The organism is Acinetobacter sp. YH12045 (genome assembly GCF_013419925.1).
Classification (GTDB): domain Bacteria; phylum Pseudomonadota; class Gammaproteobacteria; order Pseudomonadales; family Moraxellaceae; genus Acinetobacter; species Acinetobacter amyesii.
Genome location: NZ_VOZE01000008.1, coordinates 104,133 through 115,603 on the forward strand (window position 1 = coordinate 104,133; position 11,471 = coordinate 115,603).

General features: G+C 38.4%; 11 protein-coding genes and 4 pseudogenes. 11 read left to right on the top strand and 4 right to left on the bottom strand.

Features of this window, described 5'->3' with window-relative positions:
• The first annotated feature begins 8 nt into the window (after positions 1–8).
• The 3 genes and pseudogenes from FTU02_RS11810 to FTU02_RS11820 all read left to right on the top strand — a co-directional run.
• Entirely contained in the window at positions 9–974 is a 966-nt protein-coding gene (locus FTU02_RS11810) for an inovirus Gp2 family protein (protein WP_257223734.1), read from the top strand.
• A gap of 84 nt (positions 975–1,058) precedes the next feature.
• Complete coding sequence (locus FTU02_RS11815; protein ID WP_180115496.1) at positions 1,059–2,018, top strand: hypothetical protein; 960 nt, start codon at positions 1,059–1,061, stop codon at positions 2,016–2,018.
• A gap of 153 nt (positions 2,019–2,171) precedes the next feature.
• Positions 2,172–2,276 (top strand): annotated as a pseudogene (locus FTU02_RS11820) (AlpA family transcriptional regulator); the annotation flags it as partial.
• A gap of 14 nt (positions 2,277–2,290) precedes the next feature.
• Here the strand turns inward: FTU02_RS11820 and FTU02_RS16360 are convergent.
• Positions 2,291–2,505, bottom strand: a pseudogene (locus FTU02_RS16360) (hypothetical protein).
• A 738-nt stretch (positions 2,506–3,243) separates the two neighbouring features.
• Between FTU02_RS16360 and FTU02_RS11825 the strand changes: the two are divergent.
• The 8 genes and pseudogenes from FTU02_RS11825 to FTU02_RS11860 all read left to right on the top strand — a co-directional run.
• The gene (locus FTU02_RS11825) at positions 3,244–4,395 is read left to right on the top strand and encodes a hypothetical protein (RefSeq protein WP_180115495.1); all 1,152 of its coding nucleotides are present in this window, start codon (positions 3,244–3,246) and stop codon (positions 4,393–4,395) included.
• A gap of 148 nt (positions 4,396–4,543) precedes the next feature.
• On the top strand, positions 4,544–4,912 hold the full coding sequence (locus FTU02_RS11830) for a hypothetical protein (RefSeq protein WP_180115494.1): 369 nt from the start codon (positions 4,544–4,546) through the stop codon (positions 4,910–4,912).
• A gap of 97 nt (positions 4,913–5,009) precedes the next feature.
• Entirely contained in the window at positions 5,010–5,357 is a 348-nt protein-coding gene (locus FTU02_RS11835; protein WP_180115493.1) for a hypothetical protein, read from the top strand.
• Between the two features lie 79 nt (positions 5,358–5,436).
• The gene (locus FTU02_RS11840) at positions 5,437–6,483 is read left to right on the top strand and encodes a DUF932 domain-containing protein (protein WP_180115492.1); all 1,047 of its coding nucleotides are present in this window, start codon (positions 5,437–5,439) and stop codon (positions 6,481–6,483) included.
• Between the two features lie 149 nt (positions 6,484–6,632).
• Positions 6,633–7,676, top strand: coding sequence for a YqaJ viral recombinase family protein (locus tag FTU02_RS11845; protein WP_180115491.1), 1,044 nt, complete (start codon positions 6,633–6,635; stop codon positions 7,674–7,676).
• 113 nt (positions 7,677–7,789) lie between these two features.
• Entirely contained in the window at positions 7,790–8,683 is an 894-nt protein-coding gene (locus tag FTU02_RS11850; RefSeq protein ID WP_180115490.1) for a hydrolase or metal-binding protein, read from the top strand.
• A 92-nt stretch (positions 8,684–8,775) separates the two neighbouring features.
• Complete coding sequence (locus FTU02_RS11855) at positions 8,776–9,006, top strand: AlpA family transcriptional regulator (RefSeq protein ID WP_180009639.1); 231 nt, start codon at positions 8,776–8,778, stop codon at positions 9,004–9,006.
• Positions 9,007–9,149: 143 nt separating this feature from the next.
• Positions 9,150–9,614 (top strand): annotated as a pseudogene (locus FTU02_RS11860) (HNH endonuclease domain-containing protein); the annotation flags it as partial.
• Between the two features lie 60 nt (positions 9,615–9,674).
• Here FTU02_RS11860 and FTU02_RS11865 read toward each other — a convergent pair.
• The 3 genes and pseudogenes from FTU02_RS11865 to FTU02_RS11875 form a co-directional block, all read right to left on the bottom strand.
• Positions 9,675–10,292, bottom strand: coding sequence for a hypothetical protein (locus FTU02_RS11865; protein WP_180115489.1), 618 nt, complete (start codon positions 10,290–10,292; stop codon positions 9,675–9,677).
• On the bottom strand, positions 10,289–11,293 hold the full coding sequence (locus FTU02_RS11870) for a hypothetical protein (protein WP_121523161.1): 1,005 nt from the start codon (positions 11,291–11,293) through the stop codon (positions 10,289–10,291). The genes FTU02_RS11865 and FTU02_RS11870 overlap by 4 nt, the downstream gene beginning before the upstream one ends.
• A 68-nt stretch (positions 11,294–11,361) precedes the next feature.
• Positions 11,362–11,471: pseudogene (locus FTU02_RS11875) on the bottom strand (IS5/IS1182 family transposase); the annotation flags it as partial.

The following is an 11,471-nucleotide window of genomic DNA, read 5'->3' on the forward strand; positions in this document are numbered from 1 at the left end:
ATCTTCAGATGTTGCAATACGATCTCTCTCATCAAGCTGCTGTAATGAATGCAGTGACTAACTTTGTTGATTACTTATTGAATATTGAGCTATGTGATACATCGTTCATTTATCACCTTTGCAAATTGATTCCTGCATTTAAGGTTTTTGACCAGGAGGATATTGAATGCTGTACTTTGATTGGCGCGTTTAAAGAAATGGTGCGCTTAGTTGACGCTGGTCGAGGTGATTTAGGGATTGACGAATATCTGACACAGTTACGATATAGAGAAGTATCTAATCTTCGAAATCAGTTGAGACGTCATAGGTCACTATACCTAGATGAAATTCGAATGTTCGAAGGGCAGGAAACTGATAACCAAAAGAGTTTTCTAGCTTATGTGCAGAGGATTATTAAAGATCATTATAAAGTCTTGATTGTGCGTGTTGATTTGGGATATTTAAAAGTATCTATGTCAAATATTATGGTGCAGGATTTCTATAACCATATTGAGTCAGTGCGTAATTTATTGAAAGATAAGAATGGCTGTTTTAAGCATCTTTTGGGTTATGGGCTGGCATTAGAGCAGGGTGTTACAAAAGGCTACCATGCACATTTAATGCTGATCTACAACGGTTCTGAGCGTTGTCAGGATTGGTACTTGGCTGATGAAGTGATTCAAACGTGGCAAAAGATCACTCAAGGCTTAGGTTACGGACTCAATAACAATACCCCTGAAAAGAAAAAACAATACGCTGATCGAGGCTTATTAGGGATAGGCATGATTCATCGCTATCAGTCTTTAGAAGAGCAGAATGCTTTGAATGTTGCCCGTTATCTCACTCAGCCTGAAAAGTTCATGCAGCGGATGTTGATTAAGCCAACGAACAAAAGAACTTTCTTTAAAGGTATTTACCGCGTGCATGGACGTAAGTACAAGATTAATGATCCAACATTGGCAGGAGTTTGTTCTGCACGAGATGATGAAGATTGATTGGATGAGCCAATCGTCATTTAACTGTAAAAAAATATGGAGTGGACAGTTCTATGAATGATATCAATACATAGGACTGATCTAATGGACATTACACACATTGAACACCAGACCGCGCCAAATTTAGAACAGGATATACAAAGTTTCTTTACCAAAGTGCGTTTCGGTTCACCAATCCCACCGATGACTCCTGATGAACATATTCAGAAAATCATTGAACAAACGACTCAAGTTTTATTGGAGTACTTTCGAGAGTGGAATGAGCTGATGTTTCATCATCGGGAGTCAGATTGCAGTTTTTGGGTGACACATTTCAGAAATGCATATTTTACTGTTCTGCAGAAAATCGACCTCCGTCAGTACTATTTTATTCCAACGGACAAACATACAGAGAAATGGCTGACTGAGCATATTTTAAGTAAATTGAAACTGTTATTTGTAACAACTGGTTTCCATGAGGCTTTAAATCAAACTAATGAGCAGTACGAGAAGAGAGTTAATCAATTACGTGACCTTTATTGTGATGTCAGTAAATTGAGTGTAGATGCGCCTGAATTAAGATTCTATCTGAGTTATCTAGCAGGTACTGAACTGTTGCTATCAGTCGATCAGGTGATTCAATCATTTCGAGAATTTGAAAAGAAGTTAACGTCCCGGCCATGGTTTCGCTCACAAGTGATATTTAGCTATTATCACTTGATACGCGACACTACACGAAATTGTTACGTGATCAGATTCTTCCTTACCTTTCAAAAAGCTTTTTATTCCGATGATGTTGACTATTCAATTGATCTTCTAAGACTGTGGCAAGATGTTACGTACGGTATGGGTATTTTATTTGACATTCCAGATGAAGAAGTACAGAAACCACAGGGTAATCCCTTTGGATATAACCCAGATGGGCTTTTGAACTTTCCTGAGCCTAAAAATCCATTGGATGATCTTAGTGACTTACCTGATACGCTGACGAGCGTAAATGAGCAGATGAATAAGATATGTATCACAACACGTGGTTTTAAAATCTTCAATGGAAGGAAACGGTGATTGGAGCTCATCCAAGTCAATGAAAATAGATAGATCCCTGTATTTAATCTAGTGGATAGATGGGACTTTCGATACGTACAGTATTGAACTTAGGCTTATGTACCACTATTTATTCCCATAATTCCTAATTTAAAGTAATGGAATGCCAGCTTTCCTCAACAGATTAATTTAACCAGTAATCGAGTGGGGTGGATTGCGCATGAGGTCAATGCATGGATTAGTCACAAGATCAGTGAACGTAGCATGATCACAAATTGAGATAAAACACAAAGCTATGAATGAGATTTTTGCCCCATCAGTTGTAATGCCAGCGCATAAGCAAAATCAGGAGACATTGCTTCTGCAATGAAGAATGCTTGAGGTGGGGTAAAGTCTAAGATTAGCTTACAGTAAAGGGTTTCTTTGCCTGTTTGCTTATCAATGAATCCTGCGAGTGTGAATATTCGAGCCCATACAGTGGACCTCCAATACACTTCAAACGCTGCATATACAGATTCCTTTAATAACGCTAAACACCATTATAATTGAGTATGTTGTCTAATTCATGTTGAGATTGAAGTCTCAGTTGAAGTTTAGATGATATTGATTATTCAATAGTCATTCTGAATCAGAAGTATAGCGAAAACACTCAATTGATTATTCTAGTAAAAATACAACGTTGACACTTTAAATCCTGCCAATTATCCTTGACCTGCTGGCCCATATGGTCAGTCGGTTTTGACAGACCGTTTACCCAAAGCACACGAAAAAGTCTCTCTTTTTTGTGGGCATCCCTACGTGCCCCCTCTGCGGCGGAACGGGAGGGGGACATCTTCGGATGTGCTGATCTTTTTGGGTATCAGTCTGTCAACCCTCTTTCGTTTCGCCACCATTATTTGACAGTAATGTGGTGAAACTTCTTTATACCCAAAGGAGTCCGCCATGCGTACTACATTATTAAATTCTCATTCTCTTTTTTACCCCAGTACTCTCTGTGGCGTTGTCTTCGCAGGATAGAACCGCATTTTAAAAATTTAGCAATTGGGGGACGCTCAGTAAAGGCGCTTGTTCCTTTATTGGCCTGCACATCTGAATTATTTTATCGCTGATTTGTAGATCAACTCATTCTACGCAACAGTTACATCAGAATAAAAGGCAGAACTCCAAGAAGAACATCAAACCGCTATAAGTCCAGCTTTGCGATTGCTGAGAGGCACTTATGGACAAAGAAAGAGAATGATGCACGATGACAACAAAATTAAAGTATCTGTCTTTATGTATTTTATTGATGGGACTGGGCGCCTGCTCTAGTAAAGATCAGCCTGAAAGTGATCCTGCTGTAGAAGAGCAAACAACAGAAAGCAAAGAAGCTTTGCAGAGTGTTACTGAAACATCAGTCGTGATTGTACCGAAAGCGGAAATCAGTCCTGATCAAAGTTGGGAGAAAATAGACAGTGATGTACTGCGAAGTAATTTGATTTACTTTTACCCTGAAAAAATGAATGTGCTCCATTACAAAGAACCGAGCAAGCTTGAGAATGATTTATTCTTCCCCGACAATCATGAATTTATCAAGAAACAATTACATTTAGATAAGAGTCAGCTTCTTGTTATTGGAATGCCGGGGCATAACTTAGACAACAATATGTTAGTCGATTTGAGTAATGATGAATATTTCAAATATGCTAACAATCTCGCCATAAACTATATACGTGCCTTACAAGTACCAAAGGTTAAACCCAAACAGGAATTTGAAAAAACACAGCATTATGAGGAACGAGTTAAGCAAGCTCAGCAAAATTCCCTAAATAATGTAATCGACTATGATGTTGAATTATTGGAAAGAGTGTTGAATTATATTGCTCCTGATATTACTTCAATCGGAAGCGAAAGCGCTTACCAATATAATGCTGATAAAGAGTTAATGACAATTAACTTTAAACAGAAAAGCCGATATGTTTCCTCTGTGGTTAAATCAGAACTAATCATCAAGGTTCCGCCTGATTTAGCAAAGACTCTCGCAGAAAACTTTGGACAACTTAACATCGGCTATGTATTTACACCCAAAAATAACACCTTGAATTTGGATGGGATATTTTTTTATTTAGTACGTTATGGCAATCCTGATCAGCAGAACTATACCTCTAGATTGTATCTCTCCCCAATCATTAAGCCGAATACATTTAAGCAAAAAAGTGCGGTCAATGTATTCTGGAAAAACAATGATGCTGTTGAGGAAATTGACACAATACCTTTTAAAGACGTGCTGACATCACCGATATGGAAATTTAAGTTTGGCCTAGAAAACTATTTATCTCCAGAATCATTATTACAAAAATACGTTAAGCCAGAAATTCCTAAAGAACCTGATGAGCTTCAGTATTTGGGTCATGGGTGAAAATGAAAAATTTGTATTTTAGTGCTTTTTAAAAATAAAGAAATTTCAAATACATATTACCCAGATGTAATGGCTTTCTCTTCTCAATGCCAATTGACTGGGAAAGTATATATCTACATTTGAATACACGATTTAGGAAAAATTTATAATGAATAACTTATTTAAAAATCTGAGCTTTGCTGTATTGGCATTTATATCTGTACTGACTTTACAAGGCTGCAGTTCAAGTCTTGATCCTGATACGTTTTCAGTAGAGTTAAATGAAGCGGGTTTGTACTCGTGGAGTACTCCAGTGATTTCCATTCGTTCTAATACAGCTGAACCGATAGAGGTGACGAATGTCATAGTCAATAACGGACAGTGCAGCTTTATCGGTCATGATCGAAGATTTAACTTTCCATTGCATTTTCAGATGGGGCAACTTGCTAGATTAAGAATCACTAAATGCAGTTTTGCCAATGTGGTACAGGTAGATATTGAAACCACTGAAGGAACTGTAAGTTATAGCTTTAACTAGCCGATCTCATTGGTTAAGACAGCAAAATCAACGAATCAAAAAGCCGAGTCCATGAAGGACTCGGCTTTTTTTATGTCTAAACTTTAAGGAAATAAAGATGAATTTAATTATTTGTCCTGCATGTGGCGGTGACCAAATTGAAAGGGTCGGCCCTCAACTTTCTACATCCATTGAATTTCAGCAGCCAAGATCTTTAAAGCCGCCTATTCAAAATCTGATTCAGAACGTTGTGAATTATGCCGCGATGGGTGCATCTAGCGCTCGACTGATTAAGGGGCAGCGTACGATGATTTATGTATTTGGGGCTTTAATCGGTGGGGCAGTTGGCTGTGCAGCCTGCATCTTGAAACACATCCACGAGCAGCATTCCGAAACCCTGATGAAAGATGAATCTCAGCCGCAAGTACATCACCATTGTTTGGAGTGCGGACACTACTTTAACTAGATTTGATGGAATTTAGACGGTAGTTGTTTTTAATCCCCCTAATTTGAATAGTCAGCAAAAATTAAAAGGAAATAAGTATATGGCACATTTAATTGAAAAAATGGCTTATGTCGGAGAAACCCCTTGGCACGGTCTTGGCAATCAACTGTCGCAAAATCAGCCGATTGAAGTCTGGGCGAAACAGGCAGGCATGGATTGGCGTATTGAATCATCCAATGTCAGCTACATGGCGCAAAACGAACGCGGGCAAAGCATCATCATGCCTTTCGAGGAACAGCGTGTACTTTACCGCTCGGACACCCATGCACCTCTATCTGTGGTCAGTCAGCGCTATCAGGAAGTCCAGCCTGCTGAGATATTAGAGTTCTACCGTGATTTAACTGAACAATCAGGTTTTGAGCTAGAAACAGCTGGGGTACTCAAAGGCGGAAAAAAATTCTGGGCTTTGGCTAAAACCGGACAGACAGCAGCACTCAAAAGTAAAGATGTCAGTAATGGCTATATCTTATTGGCTACGGGCTGTGATGGAACATTAGCGACAACTGCACAGTTCACTTCAATCCGTGTGGTGTGCAATAACACCTTAGCGATTGCTCTCAAAGGACAGAACAGCAGTGCAGGTGTGGTCAAAGTCCCGCACAGCACTCGCTTTGATGCCCAAAAGATTAAACAGCAGTTGGGAATTTCTGTCCGGGCATGGGATGAACATATGTATGAAATGAAACAGCTCAGTCAGCGTAAAGTCACTCAAAGCGAAGCAGTAGCTTATTTTGATGCCGTGTTTAACAATAGCAGCTTGAGTCCAACGGAACAGGATGAAGGCATTATTCAGTTCTACAGAAATGTCGCTACCCAAGCTAATTCAGCCCCTAAAGCTGAAAACAAGACCGAGCCGAATGGCCGTGCCATGTCTAAAGTCATGACTATGTTTAATGGGCATGGACGTGGGGCAGAACTGAGTTCAGCTAAAGATACCGCTTATGGCTTACTTTGCAGTATCACCGAGTTTGCCGATCATGAACGCCGGGCTATGAGTCAAGATCACCGACTCGATTCAGCATGGTTTGGCGCAGGTGCTGGGTTGAAGCAACGTGGACTCGAACAAGCGCTGCGTATGCTTGCTTAAGCCCAATAGTTCTTTTTTATAAATTAGCCTAAGTATTACAGAACAAGGCCAAATATTTTCTTCACTTATGAATCAAATACCAAGCTCTTAAAGCCGTGTCTTTAGGCACGGCTTTTTTATGCCCAAAATTTAAATTAGAGGAATTAACAATGAATCATTTATCAAATCTACCTGCAGCATCTGCACAGCCTAAAGTATTCCGTGCTCCTAAAAATTTTACCGCAAAACGTTTTATGGCGACTAAAAATATGACTCAGGCCGAATGGCTGGAAGTGCGAAGGCAAGGCATCGGCAGCAGTGACTGTGCAGCAGCCTGTGGGCTCAACCCTTATATGTCGATGCTGGAACTCTGGATGATCAAGACTGGACGGATCAAGCAATCGATTGAAGATGAAAGCGAAGGCCATGCTCCGCTATATTGGGGCAAGCGTTTGGAACCCTTAGTGGCTGAATACTACAGCATGCATACCAACTATAAAGTCCGTCGGGTGAATGCTGTGCTGCAGCATCCTGATCCAGACAAGCATTTCATGTTAGCAAACTTGGATTACTCTGTAGTGGGTGACGCAGATGTGCAGATTTTGGAATGTAAAACAGCAGGGGAATATGGCGCTAAGCTTTGGCGGGATGGTGTGCCTCTATATGTACTGTGTCAGGTACAGCATCAACTGGCTGTGACGGGGAAGAAGGCAGCACATATCTGTGTGCTGATTTGCGGACATGAAACCCGTATATTTAAAGTGATCCGTTCAGAATCGGTGATTCAGCATATCGTGAATGCAGAGCGTTACTTCTGGGAGTGCGTGGAAAAGGATACACCGCCTGATGCAGATGCTAGTGAATCGGCCGCTAAAGCTTTGCAATTACTGTATCCAGAGCATGTACCGCTAAGTACGACCGATCTCTCGTTAGATGATCAAGCCAACCAACAGTTTGAGCAGCTGATTCAAGCACGCAATCAAATTGAAAAGCACCAAGAGCAATTCGATCTGCTGAAGCACCAGCTGCAGGCCAAGATGCAGGAGGCTGAGCGCGCAACCTTTAAAGCTGGTTCGGTGACATGGAAAAAGGCCAAAGACTCGATTAGCCTGGACAGCAAAGCACTACTAAAACAGTACCCTGAATATCTGAGCCAATTTCCGCAAAGTAAATCTGGTTCAAGACGCTTCAATATTTATCCAGATGGTGAATGAGATGAAATCAATCTTTTGCTATTCGCAAGCAAATCAATTTAAGGACATAACGATCCCATGCCAAACAGCATGGGATTTTTTATGCCGATTTCATTGTTAAAAAGAGGAATATCATGATTAAAGGCTTAGCAATCACACCGCCTATTTTAGGGCGAATCAGCATTGGCCGAATGGTGGAAAAGAATGGCAAGCGTCTGCCTGAAAAGGATGACCAATTCACCATTACCAGTCAAATCCAAAGTAAAGATAGTGGTTGGATCAAACATCCGTTAGATGAACAGCTGCGGGCTAAAGCATCCAATCAAAAACTCCGCTCAATACCTGTACGGATGATCTTCAATGATCCTGAGCTGAATCTGCGTGCAGAGTACAGCTTATTTGATCGTCAAACAGGACGACCCGTTTGTGTGGGTAATGGTGAAACCTGCCAGCGCTTGACTAGTCAAGGTGTAGAGCAGCATCTTTGTCCATCCCCTGATTTATGTTCAATGGCTCAAGGTGGACACTGCAAGCCTTACGGTCGACTACATGTCAATTTAGATGAGTCGGATGAGCTTGGTACTTTTATATTTAGAACCACTGGTTTTAACAGTATAAGGACCTTGGCTGCACGTCTGAGCTACTACCATGCAGCATCGAATGGATTACTTTCATGTTTACCGCTGCAACTCACCCTTCGGGGTAAATCTACAACCCAAAGTTACCGCCAGCCTGTGTATTACGTGGATTTAACTTTACGTGAGGGAGTTGATTTAAAGTCAGCAATACAGACTGCTAAAGAAATTGATCAACAGAGTAAATCTAGTGGTTTTAATCAGGAAGCTTTAGATCATAAGGCGAGGCAGGGTTATGCAAATGCAGTTTTTGAAATGGATTCAGGTGATGGGTTAGACGTTATTGAAGAGTTTTATCCATCTGATGAAGGCAGCGAAGATGCTCAACAAAAGAAAATCACAAGCTTGAATTTACAGAATGAGTTACAGCGCTCTGTTCAAACTTTGAATTGAATGATTGTTGAGTTTTAAGGAGATTAAATTTTTATGGAGCTGCGTATCATTTGAGCGAATAACCGCTCGCATGAATGATTAGGAGTAAACTCATGAATGCGTTTGTTGGTCAAACTTTTCAAATGAATCAACTCATCAGTATTAAGCAAGTTGTAGAAATTGTGGGTGTTGCACGTTCTACAATCTATGAAATGATGGATGAAAACTCACCGTATTATGATCCGACATTTCCAAAGAAAGTTAAAATTACCCAAAACCGTATTGGCTGGTCAGCTTATGAGATCCATAAGTGGATTGAAAATAAGTTGGCGAGTCGAGAATAAGGGATGCTTTGCTCCCTTATTTTTTTATTTTTTTGTAGACTAAGATTAGTTTTAGCCTAAGTACTAAGAATGAAAACAATAGATTATTACAATCAACATGCGGATGAGTTTGCACAAGCATCGTTAAACGTTGATATGGAAAGATAGACTACATCCGTAAGAACAGTAGTAATGCACCGATTTTGAATCAGTTACCTAACCTTGAACAATTCATGTTTGAGCCAAGTCGTAACCAATTAAATGCAGTGGCAAATATCTTAGTTGAGTTACAAGATTGCAAATGTTTCTACTGCAATAAATCGATGCGGAAAGGTCGTTATGCCGTCGATCATTTTATCCCTTGGTCAATGTATTCATCGGATACAGGGCATAATTTTGTGCTTGCGGACTCAAGTTGCAATTCTAAGAAAAGTAATTTACTGGCATCAGATGAGTTTTTGCATAAATGGCAGTAGCGCAATGAAGAACACGATTTGATTATTGTGGATCGGATCTCAGTGCTTGGTTTTCTGACAGATAAGGAGCGGTCGCATAAAGTGGCGGAGTGGGCTTATGCACAGGGAAAAGAAAATAATTACTTGATGTGGTTTTGGGGATCAATTGATTGAAGTTAATATGCAAGTCGATAATCATAAGGTGTAACCCCTTACTCCTATCAGTGGATATATTTAATGGTCTTTATTGGAATCAGATTTAATATTTATCAACCAGTGCAAAGTTGTAGCAACTGAATTATAAATATTGAAAATAAATGAGCTAAGTTCGCAAAATAGAAAAGTAGTACCAGCTACTAAGAATGTAAGAACTAAATAGTTAGTGTATTTATAGATGTCCCTTAGGGTATCTATTTTAAAAGTATCGCTTCCTAAACTTAAATTTAGGTCTTTAAAAAAATATATAATAAACAATAAGAAGCTGAATATTATAAAATAAATGAATACTCTAATAAATGTAAAATGAACTTTCTTAAAAAAAATTAGCTTAGATTTGTTATCAGTGTATTCAATCATTTTTTTTTGTAAATCTAAGGGAGTTATTGTACAAAATATTGTATATCCAGCTACTAAAAAACCTAATGTTGCAAATAATGATGAAAACAAGAAAGAAACCAACTCGTTAATTTTAGTGTAACTTGTTTCAATGCTTACATTATTAATTATAAGGATGAAGAAAAAGAATAGGCCGAGTAGGATTGGGAAAAACTTATTAAAATTTGACAAAGGTATAGCTTTGGATTTTTTATAGATCTCACGAATATTTTTTTCTTCCAATAATCCGTTCATCATTCGGTCTCATTCTGATGGATTGTCATAACCTTATTTGTATCAATAGTATTTAGAATTTCTTGGGTTTCCGCATCTGTTTGTTTGACTTTAATTTCTTTGGACTGAATAAGTTTTGTAAAGGCTGAAAACATATGTACAACGGTAGCAAAAATATTATTTTGAACGACATCAATAGTTGTTTGAATTTTAACATCTTCATTGTCAATTTTTAATTTTTTTCCAGTGGCGTCAGTACCAAGAAGTATAATATTTTGGTTGCCTTGTATAGTTGCTTTATTAGCTTCTTTCGCAATAACTTTTTGGTTTAAACCTTTGTTATTAGTAATTTCAAATTTTCCTTGACCTCCAGCTTCATCTGAAGTTTCTTGCATTTGACGGAACATATCCTCTCCATCAATTTCAGAATTACGATCATTGAGAATAAATGTAACTTTTTTCAACTTATTGAATAAGTATATATTCTCATTTAAAGTTTTTTGGTTGGTCAGCGGAGTCAGTGTCAGCTCAACAATTGGGAATTCTTTTAAAAAGGGATTTCTTTCTTCTTTCGGTAAACTATCTTTATAATTAATTTGTTCATTTCTTAAAAAATATGACAATGTACTTCTAAAATTTTCTGGAGTTGGAGCATATTTCGTTTCAGCAGCATAAAGTAATCTATGGTTGTTTAAAATTAAAGCAAAAATCGCAGAAGGTGCCGAATCAAGTTTTTTCTTATCTTTTACTAACTTTCCAGCTGCATCACGATACTGCTCACGTTCAAGTTTGGTCTGTTTAACAAATCGGCCAACTAAAGCAAGAGTATTCTTCTCCCCTAGGATATCGTCACCTAGATTCACCAATGAAACTTCATCAAAATAGAAATTACTTTTGCCAGCTTTTCGATTTTTGTTTTTGAAAAATGAAGGCTCCACAACTTCTTTATATAAGTCTAATAAATTGTGATCCCCAAATTTACATACTAAATTTGCTATTTCTAAGTTTTTTTCTAAAGTTGCCATATTGTGAGTATCATTCAAGTTAAATGCATGAAAATATTATATTAAATTTAATAGACTTCTTTCATAATTCATTTTTTGCTCAGCTCTAAATTATAGATTCCCGCAATTAAATTGAATCTTAAGCCCAGTCTTTTTCCTCGATTACGATATCGCTCGGCAAGGATTTTGAAAGTTTTTA